The sequence below is a fragment of the Marinobacter salsuginis genome, assembly GCF_009617755.1.
Taxonomy (GTDB): Bacteria; Pseudomonadota; Gammaproteobacteria; order Pseudomonadales; family Oleiphilaceae; genus Marinobacter; species Marinobacter salsuginis.
In genome coordinates, this window is record NZ_BGZH01000001.1 from 2199095 (window position 1) to 2217725 (window position 18631).

Consider the following 18631-nt stretch of genomic DNA (forward strand, 5'->3'; position numbering starts at 1 on the left):
ATGAACTAACGCAAAACAGGTCTGTGAGTGATGGGTAACATTGCCAGCCATTTTTTCGCCTATGTCTCCCGCTTGCGATGGATCAAACGTTGGGGGCTGATGCGCAATGCCATTGAGGAAAACGTGGCCACCCATTCCTGGGAGGTGGCAACCCTGGCCCATGCGCTTGCCATGATCCGCAACCGGCATTTCGGTGGCCAGGTGAACGCCGACCGTATTGCCGCGGCCGCGCTGTACCATGATGCGACGGAGGTGATTACCGGTGATATGCCGACACCGGTGAAATACCATTCAAAGGTGATGCGAGAGGCATTCGGGGACATTGAGCATAAGGCAGAGGCGGAACTGTTGGCGTTGTTGCCAGAGGACCTGCGAGAGGATTTTTCACCTTATGTTCGGGAGTCTCGGCTACCGGCAGAAGACCGGGAACTGATCAAGGCCGCCGACAGGCTGTCGGCGTGGCTCAAGTGCCAGGCGGAGATCCGGGCCGGCAACAAAGAGTTCGAGCCGGCCGCCCAACAGATTCGCAACCGTCTGGAAGAAGACGGATTGCCAGAGGTTGCCTATTTCCTGAAGGTATTCGCCCCCAGTTACGACCAACCCCTGGACAATCTCCTGGGTTGACGGGTTCTCGGGGCTTAGCTGTTGCCAGCCGCGCCGACCATCCCGCCGCGCAGGCCATCGCACTGCAGATGCTGGCGAACCGTGTCCTCGGGGCTGCCGGCCAGTTCGCGGAACATGCCCATGGAGCCGAGCAGCGCTGAGGATTCGTAGGGTACGAACACCCGCTCGCCCTCTTTCGCCATATTGGGCAGAACCTTGATATAGCTCTGGCCCAGAAGGTAGCCAATAACCGTCTGCTTGTTCTCTTCAGAGTCGCCCATGGCGCTGAGTACCAGACGGATGGACTCCTGCTCACCCTGGGCCCGGAGAATGGCCGACTCCTTGTCGCCCTGGGCATTCAGAATGGCGGATTCGCGCTGGCCCTGTGCCATGGCGATAGCCGCCGACTTTTCCCCCTCGGCTTCGGTGACTGTGGCCCGGCGCTTGCGCTCGGCCGCCATCTGCAACCGCATGGCTTCTTCCACTTCTTCCGGCATGCTGATGTCCTGGACTTCCACCCGGGTAAGCTTGACGCCCCACTTGGAAGCGGCCTCTTCCATCTCGGCTTGGATGGCGTTGTTCACCTCGCTGCGGGATTCAAACAGCTTGTCCAGCTCCATCTTGCCCACCACCGAGCGCAGGGTAGTTTTGGCCAGAACCTCCACCGCCTGGCTCATGTTGGCAACTTCGTAAACGGCCCGGCGCGGGTCAATGATCTGGTAATACAGGGCGCCATTGATCTTCACCGTGACGTTGTCGGTGGTCACCACCGGCTGTCCAGGGAAGTCCATAACCGTTTCCCGGCGGTCAATCCGGACCTCATCGCTAATCACCGGATGGTAGTCTTCGCCCATGCGGACGTAGCGAATCATGGTGATTGGGCGTGGCCGCTCGATGAAGGGGATGATGATGTTCACGCCACTTTCAAGAATGCGATTAAAAGAACCCAGCCGCTCAATGACCATGACTTCGGATTGGCGAACGATGACCAGTCCCTTGGCAATGATGAAGATGCCAATAGCGACCAGGATCAGGCTGATGATCAGCCCGGGTGAAAGATACTGTTCCATGCTTACTGTTCCTTGTGTGTGATCGTCTCAACAACGGCGGTCGTGCCGTCAAACTGTTTGAAAATGACGTCGGTTCCTTCCGGAAGGTCGGTTTCTCCGGTGTCAGTGACCCGCAGGCGATAGAAATCGCCGTTGACCTTGATGCCCGTGGCACCATCGAAATCCCGTTTCTGGGTCTGGTAACGCCGGCCTTGCTCCACGCCGGTGCCGGTCGTGCCATAGGCCACGCCTCTGGGAGAGAAGCGTGGTCGTATCCAGCGAATGGCGACAGGCACCAGGATTCCCGAGAACACCCCCATGCCGGCGAGCTGCCACTCAAATGGTACGCCCAGAAAAGCCAGCAAGGCGGTCAGCGCCGCGGCAATGCCCAGGGCCAGAAGTAACAGAACACCCGAGGCCAGTTCAGCCAGGCTCAGCACCAGCGCCAGGATCAGCCAGAAATGCGTAAGACTCCATTCCATAAAGAAAATCCACAGGTTCGGGGAAGGGGGAGGCTCGGTGTCGCACACCGGCCGTCGGCATCGGATTGTACCGGAAACCGGATGCCGCGTCAGAGGGTGGCCGGAGTGCCATGTGGCCTGGTTCACTAAAGCCATATCCCCCGGACAGGCAATTGTTAGAGTATCTGCTTTAATTGCCAGAGCAAACAACAAGAGGTCCGTGACCATGAAGAATCTGAAGAACAAAGTTGCCGTTGTTACCGGTGCCGGCTCGGGTATCGGGCGCGCGCTCGCCAAGTCCCTGGCGGACCGGGGCTGCCGGCTGGCGTTGTCTGACGTCAATGAGGCCGGCCTGGCGGAAACGGCGGAAGCGCTCGGGAATGCCGACGTGAAGACCTACCGGCTGGATGTCTCGGATCGGGATGCCATCTTTGCCCATGCCGAGGAGGTTGCAAAAGACTTTGGTCAGGTCAATCTGGTCATCAACAACGCGGGCGTGGCACTGTCTGCAACGGTGCGTGAGATGACCGACGAGGACTTCAAATGGGTCATGGACATTGACTTCTGGGGTGTTGCCCACGGCACCCGTGCCTTCCTGCCACATCTGATTGCCTCGGGCGATGGCCATGTGGTGAATGTGTCCAGCGTGTTCGGCCTGATCGGCGTGCCCAAACAGAGCGCCTACAACGCCGCCAAGTTTGCGGTACGCGGATTCACCGAAGCCCTCAGGCAGGAAATGAAGCTGGAAAACCAGCCGGTGGCGGTGAGTTGTGTGCACCCCGGTGGAATCCGCACCAACATTGCCAATGCCGCGCGTATGGGCAAGTCCGAGAATGCCGTCGCCCAGCGCAAGGGTTTCGACAAGCTCGCCATGACCACGCCCGAGAAAGCGGCGGAGACCATTGTGAAAGGCATCCTCAAGAACGAGTCCCGCATCCTGGTAGGCCCGGACGCCTGGGGTATCGACGCCATCAACCGTCTGCTGGGTTCCGCTTATCAGCCTTTGGTGGAACGCTTCTCTCGCAAGAACCTGTATGTCTGATGCGTGCGGCTGAGTGTCAGGGGCCCGTGAAGAACCGGGCCTTCTGTACATTTTACAAACAGTGTTTCGGGGCTATACTCGTAAGCTGATCCAAGGAAGAGTCAGCATGAATACGCCTCACCATTCCGACCTGGGGGCCACACTGGAACAGAGCCGCTCAGGTCTGCGGGACAGCCATCGCCGCTCGTTGATGCGGCTGCTTTTTCTGATCACTGGCTCGGCACTGGTGGTTTTCGCATGCCTGCAGATTCTCAATGGTTTCCTCTGGGTGGGCATTGGTGAACTCTGTGCCAGCGCATTGCTGTTTTTCGGCGTCTGGCGCCTGAAATCCACGCCCCACCTGCAGCAATGGGTTTATGCCTATCTGGTGCCTCTGTTCGCATTTTTCCTCGTGATAATGCTGCTGCCAGAAGCCTCGGTGTCCGCTTTCGTCTGGGTGCTGATGATGCCGGTTCTTGCCTACCTGCTGCTCGGCAAGAAAGAAGGCATGATTCTCAGCGCGCCCTTCATGATCGTCGGCGGCGTCATCTACTACATCCACCTTGGCCAGGTCGGCAGCCCCCACGCGATGATCGATCTGCTCAACATGGTGTTGTGCGGTGCCCTGATGCTGGCCTTCATTCACCTGTATGAGGGCCGCCGCGAAGAGGCCGAGCAGCGCCTGGTGGATATGGCCCAGACTGATGCGCTGACGGGCCTCGCCAATCGCAGCAACTTCCAGGGCACATTGAATCGGACCATCGCCGAGTGTGATCGCAGCGGAGCCGGTTTTGCTCTCGTGGTCATGGACATTGACCACTTCAAGCTTGTGAACGACACCCTGGGCCACGAGGCCGGAGACTATGTTCTCAAAAACATCAGCCGATGCCTGACCGAGCGCCTGAGAAACACGGACTTCGTCGGCCGCCTCGGTGGCGAGGAGTTCGGCCTGATTCTGCGGGATGTGAAGCCGGCGGATGCGTTTGTCCTGATGGATGAGCTGCGCCAGCGGATTGCTGAACGCGATTTGCCCTATGGTGATGCCCGTATCCGGGTGACCGCCTCCTTCGGGGTTGCCCAGTGGCCAGAACACGGCCGGGAAGCCGAAGGTCTGCTCCGGGTTGCGGACCGCTGGCTGTACAGTGGCAAGCGGGCCGGTCGAAATCGGGTGGTCGGCGCCGGCCATAACCCCCGCCAGCTTGAGATTCTGACTGTCGAAGCGAGCTGATTGCGGTATTCTTGGGGCAATCATTTCCCTGCAAGATTGACCTGACCCATGTGTGAACTGCTGGCCATGAGCGCCAATACGCCCACTGACCTGTGTTTCAGCTTCACCGGCCTCACCCGCCGCGGCGGCCAGACCGGCCCCCACAAGGACGGTTGGGGTGTGGCCTTCTACGAGGGCAAAGGCGTCCGTGCCTTCCACGACGCCGATGCCAGCGCCAGTTCCCGAATCGCCGAAGTGGTCCAGACCCACCCGATCAAAAGCGAAGTAGCCATCTGCCACATCCGCCAGGCCAACGTTGGCGACATCTGCCTGGCCAATACACATCCGTTCATGCGCGAACTCTGGGGCCGCTACTGGGTCTTCGCCCATAACGGCCAGCTCTCCGGTTTCCGTTCGAATCCCGGCTTCTACGAGCCGGTCGGAACCACCGACAGCGAGGCGCTGTTCTGCGATATTCTTAACCACCTTCGAACGCACTGCGATCGCAATACCGGAACCGATGAAATCATCGACCGCCTGGTCCGGTTGTCCGTCGCCTACGCCAGCCAGGGCGTTTTCAACCTCCTACTGAGTAACGGTGATTGGCTGTTCACTTACTGCACCACCAAAATGGCCAGCATCACCCGGAGAGCCCCGTTTGGTCCTGCACGTCTGAAAGACGCCGATGTAACGGTGGATTTCGAATCGGAAACGACGCCCAATGACATCGTCAGCGTGATCGTTACTGAACCTCTGACCACAGATGAAAAGTGGGATGTTTACCAGCCAGGTGAATGGCGGCTTTGGCGGAAGGGCGAGGTTATTCGCTCTGGCGTGGCAACAGCATAGCCTTGCGCATAGTCGGATCAAGCGAGTGAGTGGGTGGGGGTGGCTTTTCTGCAGGGAAAAAATGTCTGAGCGCAGCGAGTTGTTTTTCCCGGAAGAAAAGCCACCCCCACCCGCTTGCCGCGTAACTCCAAAGCCTACTGAAGCGTTCTGCGATTACCTTTCTTGTATTGCGGTGCGATGTGCGCCTGGATTTCTTCCTTGAAACGGGCAATCAGGTCGCTGTTGTCGTGATCCCAGGGATGAAAACCGGGCTTGAAATACTCCAGCCATGTGGGAATCAGGCTGGAGAAGGTGCCGTTCAGGCCCCACAGGCGCCAGAGACCTGAGGCCGTGTCTTTCAATGAGAAATTCTTGCGGTCGTTCAGCATCATCCGGCTGGTGAAGTAGGTGCTCATCACCCCCAGGGCGGCGGTGCTGAAAGCGAGATAAAAGGTTCTTTCGGCGTAGGTGCCGCCTGCTGCCTGGAATACGTCGTAGGCTACCGCCTTGTGCTCCGTTTCCTCGATTGCATGCCAAACCCATAGCGGGCGCATGGTCTCGTCCATGTCCTGGCGAACATCGTCACGTTCCAGCAGCATGCCGGCCATCATAGCGGTCAGGTGCTCCAGGGCACAGGTGATGGCCAGCTGATGCCGTTTGGGCAGTTTCTTGGCGATGCCCAGAACCACCTCCAGATGCTTTTCCAGCTCTTCCACCGGCATGCCCTGGTCTCGGACGTGCTGGTTCATAGCAATGTGCTCCAGGGAGTGCATGGCCTCCTGGCCAATGAACCCGCGTATCTCCTCTTTGAGCTTGGGATCGGAGATCTTGTCCCGGAACGCCCTTACCGAATCGACAAAGAACTGCTCGCCCTGGGGGAACAGCACCGAGAGCGCATTCATGATGTGGCTGATGGTGTAGCTGTTGTCGACCCAGTAACGGGGTACCTGCTCGCCAAACTCGAACCCCATGCGCTGGGCGATGATGGTGACGTTGTCCGGGGTGTTTGAGGCCCGGGTAACGGGAGCCGCTTTGTTTTCTGCGGTTTTGTTGCTCAGCATGTGTGTACTCCTCACTCTGGCTGATGTCATGGCTCCAGTGTGGGGCAGTCAACGTCGGGCAGGAATGCGCAAATGGGACGCCAGTCGATCAGGATGGGACACGGCCCGGGATTTGATTGGCCATGCTGACGGCGAGCATGGTGTACCGGGCCCCACTGTAGCGGCAAGAGGCATCTGATAGAGTCAGTTGAAGTGCTTCAGCCACCCCAATAATAAGGAATGCCAATGAGCCCAACTGGTCCGGACAAAGAACGGCAGATGCTGGGATTGTTCCTGGTGCCGGGCGCTTACCTGCGGGTCTTGGCCGAAACCGTCCGGCAACTGGGGTATAACGACCGGTCACTCTATGAAGGGCTCGAATTCTCCGCGGACGATCTCAAGTCCAACGACAGCCGGGTCTTTGTCACCGATGCCATCATCATGGCCAAGCGGGCCGTGAACCTGGCCGGGCAGGACGGTCTCAGTTTCATGCTGGCCCGCGAACTGCGCCTGACCATTCACGGCACCCTGGGCTTCGCGGCCCTCACCAGCCCCACCTTCGCCGATGCCCTGGATTCCGTGCGCCGTTACCTGCATTTGCGGGTGCCGTTCCTCAGTATGAGCCAGTCCGAAGCAGGGGATCAGGTGCTGGTAAAGCTGTGCACCGAATTCGAAGTGCCCGGCCTCTATCCGTTTCTCGCCGAGACCGTGAGCGCCACCCTGATCCTGCTGACCGAACAGCTCCTGGACCGGGAAGACGCTGCCAGACACGGCTTTCCTTTGGAAGACGGCAAGCTCCCGGGCGTCACCGTTCGCCTGAGCGCGCCGGAGCCGCTCTGCTACCGGCAGTTTGCGAACCAGCTACCGGTCCGATTCGAATACGGCCAGCCGGATGAAATGATGGTGTTCCCCCGGGAGCTTCTGGAAGTGCGCATGCGCCTGGCCGACGCCGAAGCCTCCCGCATGGCCCGAGATCAGTGTGAGTTCGAGCTCCAGAAGGCCCTGAAAGAGCAGGGTGACATTGTCCTGGCCATCCGGAACATGCTCCGGATGATGCCCGGCCCCTTGCCGTCCCTGGAAGCCATGGCCGAGCGTTTCTGCGTCTCGTCCCGAACCCTGAAACGCCGGCTGGCCGACCGCGATACCAGCTACCGTGAAATCCTCGAGTCGGTTCTGAAAGACCGGGCGATCCAGTTACTCCGCTATACCAACCAGTCCGTCAGCGAGATTGCCTATGAGTTGGGTTATGCGGACCTGTCCAACTTCAGCCGGGCTTTCCGAAAGTGGACCGGCAAGTCGGCCAGCGAGTTTCGTGAGGGTGGTCCGGATCCGGCTCCGGAGGTTGGTCCCTGATCTTTCCGGGCCTCTTAGTTTGGAGCGTGGTCGCAGGGTGGGGCATTATTTTTTCGGGTAAAAACAACTCGCTTCGCTCAGACATCTTTTTCCCCGAAAAAATAATGCCCCACCCCACGCCCTGCTGACAGTTGAGAATGCCGTCCACGTTTTTATTGCACTGTCTTAATTTGTCTTTTCTTTCCTATGCCACAATGTGTGGATGGACGGGGGGAAGGAATATTTTCCCGACAGGAAAAAGATGTCTGAGCGAAGCGAGTTGTTTTTCCCGACGGAAAAAATTCCTTCCCCCCGGCCAGCCCCCAAATCAACCAGGCTAGGGCCATAATTGAAACCAGACACCAACCCAAAAGGATGAAAACGAACATGACCCAAAGGCCAGATACTCACAGCAAACTGATCGGCTACCTGCTCTGGATCTTCGGATTCCTTGGTTCCCACAGGTTTTACTACGGCAAACCCGTTACCGGCACCATCTGGTTCTTTACCCTGGGGCTGTTGTTCATCGGCTGGATCATCGACCTGTTCCTGATCCCGGCCATGGACCGGGAGGCGGACCTGCGGTTCCGGGAAGGTGAAGTCAGTTACAACATCGGCTGGATCCTGCTGACCTTCCTGGGTGTGTTCGGGATTCACCGGATGTACATGGGCAAGTGGATTACCGGCATCATCTACCTGTTGACCGGCGGCCTGTTCCTGATTGGTGTGCTGTATGACTTCTGGACCCTGAACAACCAGATCTCCATCCGCAACGAAGAGCGCCGCTTCGGCTGATCGAGCTGCTTACAGGCCGGCGGCGGTCTCCAGTTCGACCAGGGCTTCTTCCAGGTAGTCGAGCATCCGCTGCAGGCTGGGTAGCGTGCGGCGGCAGCCGATGAGGCCGAATTCTACCTGGTCGCCGTAACTGGTCAGGGTCATGTTCAGGGCCAGGCGGTCCATGGCGATGGAGACCGGGTACATGCCGTCCAGGGTTGCGCCGTTCCAGTAGCAGGTCTCCCGTGGCCCAGGCACGTTGGAGATCACCACATTGAAGGTCTGCCATTTCGGAGCCATGCCGGTGAGCAGATGGAACGCTGCCGGCGCCAGGGTCAGGGCGGTGTAGTTGATGATTTCTTCCGGGGACATGTGGGCGTAGCGGTCCTTGGCGGCTTTCACATCCTCATGGATCTGCATCAGCCGGGTGACCGGGCTGGTGACATCGGTGTGCAGCGAAGCGAGGATCACACCCACCTGGTTACCGCCTGAGCTGTCATCCCGGCGCAGGGATACCGGGACCATAGCGATCAGCGGTTTCTCCGGCAGCGCGTCCCGGTTCATCAGATAGCTGCGCAGCGCAGTAGCACACATGGCCATCACCACGTCATTCACCGTGGTCCTGTAGATTTTACATACCGCCTTTATCCGACTGAGTTCATAGGATTGCGCCGCGAAGCGCCGGGAGCCGGTAATCTTCTGGTTCAGGATGCAGCGGGGTGCGTGGAAGATGGAGGAGTAGGCCGGGTCCTTGCGGGCGTTGTTGATGGTTCTAAGCAGTTCCCGGGCCACGGTGGGCACCGTGCCCAGTTGTTTGCCGGATTCACCCAGTAGATGGCCGACACTGCGCCACAGGGAGGGGCCACCATCCTCCGTTTCACGGGACGGGCGGGGTGGCATGGCCCAGATCGGCGGCATGTCCCGTTCGCCGGTATCCTGGCATAGCATCCGGGTGACCATCCGCATGGCCGATACGCCGTCCACCAGGGCATGATGTACCTTGATATAGACGGCAAACTGGCGCTCCCCCAGCCCTTCAATCAGATGGAACTCCCACAGTGGTCGCTCCCGGTCCATCAGGTGGGAATGTTCCGCCGAAACAAACGACAACAGCTCTCTTACCCGTCCCGGCGTCGGTAGCGCTTCGAAACGAAAGTGGTGCTCCAGATCCAGATGCTCGTCTTCCTCCCAGACTGGCTGGCCGAACCGGTAATCCAGGCGTTGGTTGAACGGCGGCGTTACTTTGGTGAATTGCCTGAGCCGGTCGGCGAGCTGGGCGACGTAGTCATCCGGTGCGTCCTCGGGAAAAGAAAACAGCTGAAGACCGCCCACATGCATGGGCTGCTGCCGCTTTTCCAGCCATAGAAAAAGCTGATCCGTCGGGCTGAGAGGTTTCACGGGGCGTCCTTGTAATTGGTGTTGCCACAATAGTAGCTCAGATAGCTGGCAACGGAATTGACCCCGGTTCGCATTCCCTCACCCGGATGGGCCAAACCGTGTCCAAGGTCCGGACGGGGTTTTTCAACGTAAGCCATGAACTAAGGTTAGTAACTGCATCCATCAAAATGAATCTTGGAGAAAGGACGTGGGAACTCTCATCAAGAGCCTGCATGGCGTTCTCTTGTTTCTGTGCGGCCTGTTTTCGTTGTCTACCGCTGCCCAGGACCTGCCAGGTGTCCAGCTGGAAACCGTCTCGTCGGAAAATATCATCGAGGAAGTGACCCTGAACGGCACGGTAAATGCCCTGCGGGTCTCCGGTTTGTCGGCGGCAGTGGCCGGCCTGCTGGAGGCGGTTCGGGTGGAAACCGGGGACCGTGTTTCCCGGGGCGATGTGCTGGTCGAGCTCGACGATGAGATGGTCACCTGGGAGCTGGCGGCCGCGAGGGCCGATGAGGAAGAGGCACGCAGTCGTCTTGATGAGGCGCAGCGCCGGCTGCGTGAGGCCAGGTCTGTGGGTGCGGGCCGCAATATTGCGGCTACCGAAGTCAGTGCCCGGGAAAGTGAGGTGGCGGCCAGCGAGGCGGCGCTAGCACGCCTGGAAGCTGTCCGCCGACAGGTGGAAGTCCGGGCCGACCGCCATCGCGTGACAGCGCCCTTTGACGGTGTGGTCAGCCAACGCTCCAGGGATATTGGTGAATGGGTTACCCCGGGTGACCAGCTGCTGACGCTGGTTGATACCGACAACCTGCGTCTGGATTTCCGGGTACCCCAGTCCTTCTACAAACGTATCGACGACAACAGCCGGCTTCTGGTGCAGAACGGGCAGGAGCTGACCCGAGCAACCATCGACGTTCTGGTGCCGGTCAATGACCCCCGGTCCAGAACCTTTCTTCTCCGAGCGATAAAGCCCGATTCGGTGAAGCTGCTACCGGGCATGTCGTCACAGGCAGTTCTGCGCGTGACGACCGGCGAGCGTGGCCTGACGGTCTCACGGGATGCCATCAACCGGTATCCCGAAGGGCGAACCACCGTATGGATCGCCGAACCGGAGGATGAAACTACCTGGACCGTGAGCGAAAAGCGGGTGCGTCTTGGTACCGCCTTTGAGGGCCGGGTAGAGGTCACCAGTGGCCTTGAGGCAGATCAGAGGGTGGTGGTCCGTGGCAACGAGTCCCTGAGCGAGGGCATCAGCGTTCGCATTGCCGAACGGGAGAGCCGCTGATGTTTGCCGGCATAATCCGCCACGGCACATTGGTCGCCGTGATTGCCCTGATTGTGGCCATCCTCGGGGCCGCCGCCGCACTTCGAATTCCGGTCCAGATGATTCCGGATCTGGAAGTGCGCACGGTGACGGTGGAAACCAGTTGGCCCGGCGCCACTCCCCAGGACATCGAGAAAGACATCCTGATCGAGCAGGAACGTTTCCTGCGCAATGTTCCCAATCTCAGTCGAATGACCTCCACCGCGTCCAGCGGTGCAGCCGAAATCGAGCTGGAGTTCCCGTTCGGCGTCGATATCACCGAGACGCTGATCCAGATTAATAATGCCCTGAGCCAGGTCCCGGATTATCCGAGAAACGTCGATGAGCCGCGCATCGTGGCGGCGTCCTTCTCCTCCAACGCGTTCATGTATTTCCGCATCGCCACCCTGGAGGGCAACCCCAGGGAACTGGATATCGAACTGATGCGCGATTTTATTGAAGACCGCGTTCGGCCAAGGATGGAGAGTGTTCCGGGTGTTTCCGAGGTCACCGTCGGCGGCGGTGCCGACCGGCAGATGCAGGTTATTGTGGACGAAGCGGCCCTGGCCCAGCGGGGCCTGGGCTTGCTCGATCTGCGTGATGCCATTGTCAGTCGCAACCAGGACATTTCCGGTGGCGAGATTGATGCCGGCAAGCGCCGGTACCTCCTGCGCACGGTTGGGCGCTTTGATGACGTTGAATCCCTGGAGCAACTGGTGGTTCGAAGGCAGGGTGACAGCGTGGTGCGCCTGGGTGAGGTTGCCGAGGTTCGGCAGGGGCATTCACGCATTCGGGAATTGTCCGTTGTTAACGGACAGCGGGTGATTGGCCTGCAGGTTCGTCGCGAGAGTGGGTCCAACGTCATCGATATCAAGCACGCGATGATGGATGAAGTGGCCGCGATCAACCGGGAGGTGCTTGAGCCGGCCGGCATGAGACTGGGCCTGACCGCAGACGATGCCCGTTATGTGGAAGCCTCTGTAGCCAACGTCTGGACCAACCTGGGCATTGGCGCCGCCTTCGCAACCCTGGTGATGTTCCTGTTTCTGCGATCAGGTAGAGCGACGTTTGCGGGTGTGGTGGGCATCCCTTTGTGCGCCATTGCCGCGTTTATCGGGCTGCTGATCACCGGTCGTACGATCAACGTGATTTCCCTGGCGGGCATCGCCTTTGCCATCGGTATGACCGTCGACAACAGCATCGTGGTGCTGGAGAATATCGAGCGACACCGACGTCTGGGGCTGGACCGTTTCGAATCGGCCCTCAAGGGCGTGCGGGAAGTCTGGCCGGCGGTGCTGGCGTCCACCACCACAACCATCCTGGTATTCCTGCCGATCCTGTTCATCGAGGAAGAAGCCGGACAGCTGTATTCCGACGTGGCAATTGCGATCTCCGCCGCCATTCTGGCGTCCATGCTGGTGGCCATAACCATCATACCCACCCTCTGTGCCCGGCTGGATTTCGGTCGCCGGGGTATGCAAACGGATGAATACGGCAATGAGACCTCGGGTCGCTGGAGTCGGGCCGCCATGGCGGCGGTGCGCTGGCTGGTGAATGGCGCGGTGCGTCGTGTTCTGGTCATAGCGGCAACCGTGGGTGTCAGCCTCTGGGTGATCTTCGTGCTGACTCCGCCCGCCGAATACCTGCCGGAGGGTGAGGAACCCAAGACCTTTGCGGCCATGTCCGCGCCGCCCGGCTATAACCTGCAGGAGATGGAAGCCATTGCCCGACAGGTAGAGGATTATTTCCTGCCCCACGTGAACGCCGATGGCCAGGCCTATGCCGCCGGCGAGACCAGCGTGCCGCCCATGGCCTATCTCAATATGCAGGTAACGCCAACCCGGATCCGGATCATTGCAGAGACCCTGAACCCGCGGCATATCGAAGCCCTGATGGACGAGATCACCCGGTTCTATGAACAGTTCCCGGGCATGCGAGCCTTCGCGGCCAAGGGCTCCATCATTTCCAGCAACGACGGCGGCACCCGCAGCATCAACCTGGACATCTCCGGCCCGGACCTCGTCTCGGTATACAGCGCCGCGAATGCCGCCTACCAGCGGGCGGAGGAAATCTTCGACCATCCCCGCATCCAGAGCCAGCCCTCCACGCTGTCTCTGGCACAACCGCTGATCCAGATCATGCCCGACTGGGATCGTGCAGCGGAGCTTGGCCTGGGTGCCGAAGGCATTGGATTCACCGTGGCCTCCCTGACCGAGGGCAGCTACGTGGACGACTTCTTTCTGGACGACGAAAAGATCGATATCTATGTGTATGGCAGCGAGGGTCGCAATCCGTCACTGGACAGTCTGCCCGATATCATAGTGCACACGCCCCAGGGCGCGACCCTGCCCCTGTCCAGCCTCGCCACCATAGAGGAAACCGTGGATACCAGCACCGTCCGCCGGGTGGATGGTCGCCGCACCGTGACCCTGAACGTGATTCCCCCGGACGATGTGCCGCTTGAGGCCGGCGTTGAACGGGTACGCACGGAACTGCTTCAGTCCATGCGCGAAAGTGGTGCCTTGCCGGCGAATGTGGACGTCGATATCTCCGGTGCCAGCGACCAGTTAAACGCCACGCGGGAAGCGCTGACCGGCAATTTCATCATCGCCATCGCCATTGTCTACCTGCTGCTGGTGGCCATCTTCGCCCACTGGGGCTTCCCGCTGCTGATCATGACCGCCATCCCACTTGGTGTGGCTGGCGGCATCGTGGGCCTGGCCCTGATGAACCTGGTGGGTGGCCTGCTGCCCATGCTCGGCCTGCAGCCTCTGAGGCAGCCCTTCGACATGATCACCATGCTGGGCTTCCTGATCCTGATGGGCACGGTGGTGAACAACCCGATCCTGGTGGTGGACCAGGCCCGCCAGAACCTGCGCCAGAAAGGCGTTACCGTGGTGCAGGCCGTCACCAGCGCCGTACAGACCCGCCTGCGCCCCATCGCCATGACCACCCTCACCACCATCTGCGGCCTCTCGCCCCTGGTGTTCCTGCCCGGCGAAGGCACCGAGCTCTACCGGGGCGTAGGCGCCATCGTCCTGTTCGGCCTGCTGGGGGCTGCCATCGTAACGGTGACCTTCCTGCCGTCACTGACCATCTTCGTTCTGGGCTGGCGCGAGCGATGGCGGTTGCGCCGTTCTGGGGAGGTCTGACCTGGGAGTAGCGCCGTCACGCGCCATGGGAGGTCTTTGTTCCGGGGAAAAGCAACTCGCTTCGCTCAGACATCTTTTCCCCTGCACAAAGAACTCCCATACCACGCGCCGGCATTGTTAAGGGCTCAGGCCGCGATGGATTCTCGCTGGTTGGCCCGGACCTCCAAGCGGATCTGGTTGCCGTCCAGCAGGACAGGGTAGGTTTTGACCCTTACGGCATCGTCTTCCAGACAGACACCGGTGCGCAGGCTGAAATGTTGTTTGTATAGCGGCGAGGCCACCACCGGCTCCCCTTTCAGATCCCCGGTAATCCCCCGGGCCAGCACATTGGCGCCGCTGAACGGGTCCGTGTGACTGATGGCAAACAGTGCGGGCAGCCGGTGCGGAAGATAAAACACCGCGACCGGTCCTTCGTCTGTCCAGACTGCAACGCCGGATTCCGGTACCAGGTCGTTTACCGTGCAAACTGCTTCCCAACGAGTGCGTGGTTTCATTGTGTTTCTCCTAATCCTTCCGCGTTTATCTCAATGATTTTCTGATGCGATACCACCAAAGCTTGGCGAGCGAGGTGGTATGGAGGTGCTTTTCTGGCGGGAAAAAGATGTCTGAGCGAAGCGAGTTGTTTTTCCCAGAAGAAAAGTATCCCCATGGCGCCTTGCTCAAAACGCCAAACCCGCAGACTACGCAGACTCAGTCTCCAAAACAGGCCGACGCTGCCCTCGCTCAACAGTCCACTCCTGCACCGGATCGCTCTGCGAAGGCGCATTAACAAACTCCCGGAACCGCTTCCGCTTTTCCGGATCCTCGACGGCCGTCTTCCACTCACACTGGTAGGTACCGACAATCCCCTCCATGTGCTCCTCCAGCTCCGCACCAATCCCCAGGCTGTCCTCCAGCACCACCTGCTTCAGGTACTCCAGGCCGCCTTCAAGGTTCTCCATCCAGACGCTGGTGCGCTGCAGCCTGTCGGCGGTGCGCACGTAGAACATCACCACCCGATCAATGGTGCGGATCAATTCCTCGTCCGACAGATCCGTGGCAAACAGGTCGGCGTGGCGGGGCCGCATGCCGCCGTTGCCGCAGACGTACAGGTTCCAGCCGTTTTCCGTCGCAATCACGCCAAAGTCCTTGCTCTGGGCTTCGGCGCATTCCCGGGTGCAGCCGGACACCGCCATCTTCACCTTGTGGGGCGCCCGCAGGCCCTTGTAGCGGTCCTCCAGGCGAATCGCCATGCCCACGCTGTCCTGCACGCCGTAGCGGCACCAGGTGCTGCCGACGCAGGATTTCACGGTACGAAGTGACTTGCCGTAGGCGTGGCCGGTCTCGAAGCCGGCGGCGATCAGCTTTTCCCAGATCTCCGGCAACTGGCTCAGGGTGGCGCCAAACAGGTCCACCCGCTGGCCGCCGGTGATCTTGGTGTACAGGTCGTATTCCTTGGCCACTTCACCCAGCACGATGAGTTTGTCCGGCGTGATCTCACCACCCGGGATGCGCGGCACAATCGAGTAGGTGCCGTTCTTCTGCATATTGGCCATGAAGGTGTCGTTGGTGTCCTGCAGCGGCACGTGATCCGTGGCCAGGATGTGCTCGTTCCAGCAGGTGGCGAGGATCGAGGCCACCGCCGGCTTGCAGATGTCGCAGCCGTGGCCCTTGCCATGCTGGCTGATCAGGGTGCGGAAGGTGCGAATGCCATTCACCTTCACAATGTGGAACAGCTCCTGGCGGCTGTACGGGAAGTGCTCGCAAAGATCCTTGCTGACCTCCACGCCACGTTTTTCCAGCTCGCTGTCCACCACGTTCTTCAGGAGCGCCGTACAGCCGCCGCAGCCGGTACTGGCCTTGGTCTCGGACTTGACGCTGCCAAGGTCTGAGCAGCCGGCGTCGATGGCGCCACAGATATCGCCCTTGGTGACGTTGTGACAGGAACAGATGGAGGCAGTCTCCGGCAGGGCGTCGGGGCCCAGGGCTGGTGCCCCGCCCTGGCTTTCCGGCAGGATCAGGGTTTCCGGATTCTCCGGCAGCGTGATGCCGTTAAGGGCGTATTGTAAAAGGGTGTCGTAGTGGCTGTTGTCGCCTACCAGAATGGCGCCCAACAGGGTTTTACCGTCTTCACTGATCACCATGCGGCGATAATGACCGGCCTGCTCATCGTTGAAGCGGATGTTGCGAGCGCCCGGGGTCTGGGCATGGGCGTCGCCAATGGAACCCACGTCCACGCCCAGCAACTTCAGTTTGGTGCTCATGTCGGCACCTGTGAAGGCCGTCTCGCGATCACCGTTCAGCGCAGCGGACAGGGTGCGGGCCATGGTGTATCCGGGCGCAACCAGGCCGAAAATCTTTTGTTCCCAGAGCGCGCACTCCCCAATGGCGTGCACATGGGGATCGGAAGTGGTGCAGTGATTGTTGATCACGATGCCGCCGCGCTCGCCGATCTCCAGGCCACTGGCCCGGGCCAGCGCATCCTGGGGACGAATGCCGGCCGAGAACACGATAAGGTCTGTTTCCAGGAAGGACTCGTCGCTGAAGTTCATGCGAAGGCGAGCGTCCTTGCCCTCGACAATGGCAGTGGTTGCCTTCTCTGTGTGCACCTGAACGCCCAGTTCCTCGATTTTGTGACGCAGCAGGGCGCCGCCGTCGGCATCAAGCTGAACCGGCATCAGCCGGGGGGCAAACTCCACCACGTGGGCTGCCAGTCCCAGGCTCTTGAGCGCGTTGGCTGCTTCCAGCCCCAGCAGGCCACCGCCGACGACCACACCGGTACGGGCACCTTCGGAGCTGGCGCGAATGGCATCCAGGTCATCAAGGGTGCGGTACACCAGGCAGTGGGGCCGGTCATTGCCCTCAATCGGCGGCACGAACGGATAGGAGCCGGTGGCCAGCACCAGTTCGTGGTACCGGTAGCTGCTCCGGGGCGTTTCAAGTGTGCGATTTTCCCGGTCAATGCCGGTCACCTGCTCGTTAAGATGCAGTTGAATGCCTTGCTCGGTGTACCACTCCAATGTGCCCATCGCGAGATCGGCGTGGGTGGAACCACCGAAATACTCCGACAGATGAACCCGGTCATAGGCCAGCTGTTTCTCCTCGCCAAACACGATGATTTCGTAGTCGTCGGCCGCCGGACTGGCGCAGAACTGCTCCAGGAAGTGATGGCCGACCATGCCATTGCCGACGACGATCAGGGTTTTCTTGCTCATGGGTCTGTCCTCTTTCGGGGCAGCTGGCTGAAGGCTCATGCCGCTGCTTCGCAGTAGTTCTTGCCGAATGCTATGAAGTCCCGGTACCGGGAAATATCGTCCTGTTGCAGGATGCGCTGGCTGTACCAGGGTCCGTCCCGGGTATCACCAAGCAACACCGCGCCGGTGAGGCGCTGGTTGCGGATGAGTAGTCGGCAATAGTGACTCTGTTCGTGGTCCTGCCAGACCACCGATTCGGTTTCTCCATCGGGGCTGATCTGGCCGCAGGAAAAAATGGGAACGCCGCTGATTTTCAGGCGGGTTGGTGTATCCACCGGCCGATACTTGGCGTCTGGAGTGTTTCCGCTGAGCACGCCTGCAAGCACCTCGGCCTGCTGGTATCCGGGTTCCACCAGCCCGAAGGTGATGTCTCCCAACTGGCAGCACTCGCCCAGTGCAGAGATTGCCGGGTCGCTGGTACGTAGTTGTCCGTCCACTAGGATGCCGCGATCGCATTCCAGGCTCGCAGACCGGGCAAGCTCTGCAGACGGCGTGATGCCAGTGGCGAAGAGAACCAGATCGGTGCTGATCAGGGTTTCGTCGTCCAGTTGCACCGCTCTGACCATGGATCGTCCAAGCAGGGCTTTGGGAGCAACCGCGGTGCGAACACTCACGCCGCGTTCTTCCATGTGTTGTTGGAGGAGTTGGCCGCCGATCTCGTCGAGTTGGCGGTTCAGGAGATGACTGCTGCGGTGCAGGAGAGTGACGGCCATACCGCGTTGGCGCAGCCCCTCAGCTGCCTCCAGGCCCAGGAAACCGCCGCCAATCACCACTGCTCGGCGGTGCTTGCGAGCAGCATCGATCAGGGTTCTGGCGTCGTCCAGATCCCGAAAGGTCATCACGCCAGGGAGATCCTGGCCCGGCAGCCCCGGTTTCGCGGGACGCGAACCGGTCGCAAGCACCAGGTGGGTGTAGCGCTGAACCCGACCGGTTGTGGTGGTCACCGTCTTATTTTCACGATTGATGGAGACCACCGGTTCGCCAGTGCACACCTCAATGCCGTTGTCCCGAAACCACTTGTCCTGCTGTAACGTCAGAGCGGCTTCGTCGGTTTCACCGGCAAGCAGTCCTGAGAGTTGTATCCGGTTGTAGGCAGCGGATGCCTCGCCATTGAACACGATGATGCGGGCAAACGGTCTGACTCGCTCACGGCAGAGAGCTTCCAGCAGGCGTTGTGAAACCATGCCGTGCCCGCAAATCACCAGTGTCGATTCAGTGTGTCCTGTCATTTCGCTCGAACCTGTACTTTTC

At 60.1% G+C, this 18631-nt stretch carries 15 protein-coding genes; 8 read left to right on the forward strand and 7 right to left on the reverse strand.

The window, feature by feature from the left end:
• The first annotated feature begins 30 nt into the window (after window positions 1-30).
• Complete coding sequence (yfbR, locus tag GJU83_RS09970; RefSeq protein ID WP_069182543.1) at window positions 31-624, forward strand: 5'-deoxynucleotidase; 594 nt, start codon at window positions 31-33, stop codon at window positions 622-624.
• 14 nt (window positions 625-638) lie between these two features.
• On the opposite strand, the gene GJU83_RS09975 is transcribed toward yfbR, so the two are convergent.
• Together GJU83_RS09975 and GJU83_RS09980 are read right to left on the reverse strand one after the other, a co-directional pair.
• The gene (locus GJU83_RS09975; protein WP_069182544.1) at window positions 639-1673 is read right to left on the reverse strand and encodes an SPFH domain-containing protein; all 1035 of its coding nucleotides are present in this window, start codon (window positions 1671-1673) and stop codon (window positions 639-641) included.
• Between the two features lie 2 nt (window positions 1674-1675).
• Entirely contained in the window at window positions 1676-2134 is a 459-nt protein-coding gene (locus GJU83_RS09980) for an NfeD family protein (protein WP_153634219.1), read from the reverse strand.
• 205 nt (window positions 2135-2339) lie between these two features.
• Between GJU83_RS09980 and GJU83_RS09985 the strand changes: the two genes are divergently transcribed.
• The 3 genes from GJU83_RS09985 (at window position 2340) to GJU83_RS09995 (ending at window position 5190) form a co-directional block, all read left to right on the forward strand.
• A complete protein-coding gene (locus GJU83_RS09985; protein WP_136630424.1) occupies window positions 2340-3155 on the forward strand; it encodes an SDR family NAD(P)-dependent oxidoreductase in 816 nt (271 codons plus the stop codon).
• 106 nt (window positions 3156-3261) lie between these two features.
• On the forward strand, window positions 3262-4362 hold the full coding sequence (locus GJU83_RS09990) for a GGDEF domain-containing protein (RefSeq protein WP_153634220.1): 1101 nt from the start codon (window positions 3262-3264) through the stop codon (window positions 4360-4362).
• A 48-nt stretch (window positions 4363-4410) separates the two neighbouring features.
• Window positions 4411-5190 carry a class II glutamine amidotransferase gene (locus GJU83_RS09995; RefSeq protein WP_153634221.1) on the forward strand — a complete coding sequence of 260 codons (780 nt, stop codon included), beginning with the start codon at window positions 4411-4413 and terminating at the stop codon, window positions 5188-5190.
• A 134-nt stretch (window positions 5191-5324) separates the two neighbouring features.
• Here the strand turns inward: GJU83_RS09995 and GJU83_RS10000 are convergent, their stop codons facing one another.
• Window positions 5325-6230, reverse strand: a complete 906-nt coding sequence (locus tag GJU83_RS10000; protein ID WP_153634222.1) for a metal-dependent hydrolase — start codon at window positions 6228-6230, stop codon at window positions 5325-5327.
• Between the two features lie 225 nt (window positions 6231-6455).
• Between GJU83_RS10000 and GJU83_RS10005 the strand changes: the two genes are divergently transcribed.
• The gene (locus GJU83_RS10005; protein WP_153634223.1) at window positions 6456-7562 is read left to right on the forward strand and encodes a helix-turn-helix domain-containing protein; all 1107 of its coding nucleotides are present in this window, start codon (window positions 6456-6458) and stop codon (window positions 7560-7562) included.
• Window positions 7563-7928: 366 nt separating this feature from the next.
• On the forward strand, window positions 7929-8336 hold the full coding sequence (locus GJU83_RS10010) for an NINE protein (protein WP_069182551.1): 408 nt from the start codon (window positions 7929-7931) through the stop codon (window positions 8334-8336).
• A 9-nt stretch (window positions 8337-8345) separates the two neighbouring features.
• Here the strand turns inward: GJU83_RS10010 and GJU83_RS10015 are convergent, their stop codons facing one another.
• The gene (locus GJU83_RS10015; RefSeq protein WP_153634224.1) at window positions 8346-9713 is read right to left on the reverse strand and encodes a WS/DGAT/MGAT family O-acyltransferase; all 1368 of its coding nucleotides are present in this window, start codon (window positions 9711-9713) and stop codon (window positions 8346-8348) included.
• 187 nt (window positions 9714-9900) lie between these two features.
• Here GJU83_RS10015 and GJU83_RS10020 point away from each other — a divergent pair, with 187 nt between their 5' ends.
• Both GJU83_RS10020 and GJU83_RS10025 read left to right on the forward strand, forming a co-directional pair.
• Entirely contained in the window at window positions 9901-10977 is a 1077-nt protein-coding gene (locus GJU83_RS10020) for an efflux RND transporter periplasmic adaptor subunit (RefSeq protein ID WP_228715167.1), read from the forward strand.
• Window positions 10977-14147, forward strand: a complete 3171-nt coding sequence (locus GJU83_RS10025) for an efflux RND transporter permease subunit (RefSeq protein ID WP_153634225.1) — start codon at window positions 10977-10979, stop codon at window positions 14145-14147. The genes GJU83_RS10020 and GJU83_RS10025 overlap by 1 nt, the downstream gene beginning before the upstream one ends.
• A gap of 125 nt (window positions 14148-14272) precedes the next feature.
• Here the strand turns inward: GJU83_RS10025 and nirD are convergent, their stop codons facing one another.
• The 3 genes from nirD to GJU83_RS10045 all read right to left on the reverse strand — a co-directional run bounded on the left by nirD (window position 14273) and on the right by GJU83_RS10045 (window position 18609).
• Window positions 14273-14641 (reverse strand): nitrite reductase small subunit NirD, encoded by a 369-nt coding sequence (gene nirD / locus GJU83_RS10030; protein WP_069182555.1) that lies wholly within the window; start codon window positions 14639-14641, stop codon window positions 14273-14275.
• A 186-nt stretch (window positions 14642-14827) separates the two neighbouring features.
• Window positions 14828-17341 (reverse strand): nitrite reductase large subunit NirB, encoded by a 2514-nt coding sequence (gene nirB, locus GJU83_RS10040; RefSeq protein ID WP_153634226.1) that lies wholly within the window; start codon window positions 17339-17341, stop codon window positions 14828-14830.
• 35 nt (window positions 17342-17376) lie between these two features.
• Window positions 17377-18609 (reverse strand): NAD(P)/FAD-dependent oxidoreductase, encoded by a 1233-nt coding sequence (locus GJU83_RS10045; RefSeq protein ID WP_167516394.1) that lies wholly within the window; start codon window positions 18607-18609, stop codon window positions 17377-17379.
• Between the last annotated feature and the right edge of the window lie 22 nt (window positions 18610-18631).

Excerpts from the sequence above, each read along its gene's own strand:
- yfbR (WP_069182543.1), top strand. The coding sequence starts at position 31 with ATGGGTAACATTGCCAGCCATTTTTTCGCCTATGTCTCCCGCTTGCGA.
- GJU83_RS09975 (WP_069182544.1), bottom strand. The coding sequence starts at position 1,673 with ATGGAACAGTATCTTTCACCCGGGCTGATCATCAGCCTGATCCTGGTC.
- GJU83_RS09980 (WP_153634219.1), bottom strand. The coding sequence starts at position 2,134 with ATGGAATGGAGTCTTACGCATTTCTGGCTGATCCTGGCGCTGGTGCTG.
- GJU83_RS09985 (WP_136630424.1), top strand. The coding sequence starts at position 2,340 with ATGAAGAATCTGAAGAACAAAGTTGCCGTTGTTACCGGTGCCGGCTCG.
- GJU83_RS09990 (WP_153634220.1), top strand. The coding sequence starts at position 3,262 with ATGAATACGCCTCACCATTCCGACCTGGGGGCCACACTGGAACAGAGC.
- GJU83_RS09995 (WP_153634221.1), top strand. The coding sequence starts at position 4,411 with ATGTGTGAACTGCTGGCCATGAGCGCCAATACGCCCACTGACCTGTGT.
- GJU83_RS10000 (WP_153634222.1), bottom strand. The coding sequence starts at position 6,230 with ATGCTGAGCAACAAAACCGCAGAAAACAAAGCGGCTCCCGTTACCCGG.
- GJU83_RS10005 (WP_153634223.1), top strand. The coding sequence starts at position 6,456 with ATGAGCCCAACTGGTCCGGACAAAGAACGGCAGATGCTGGGATTGTTC.
- GJU83_RS10010 (WP_069182551.1), top strand. The coding sequence starts at position 7,929 with ATGACCCAAAGGCCAGATACTCACAGCAAACTGATCGGCTACCTGCTC.
- GJU83_RS10025 (WP_153634225.1), top strand. The coding sequence starts at position 10,977 with ATGTTTGCCGGCATAATCCGCCACGGCACATTGGTCGCCGTGATTGCC.
- nirD (WP_069182555.1), bottom strand. The coding sequence starts at position 14,641 with ATGAAACCACGCACTCGTTGGGAAGCAGTTTGCACGGTAAACGACCTG.
- nirB (WP_153634226.1), bottom strand. The coding sequence starts at position 17,341 with ATGAGCAAGAAAACCCTGATCGTCGTCGGCAATGGCATGGTCGGCCAT.
- GJU83_RS10045 (WP_167516394.1), bottom strand. The coding sequence starts at position 18,609 with ATGACAGGACACACTGAATCGACACTGGTGATTTGCGGGCACGGCATG.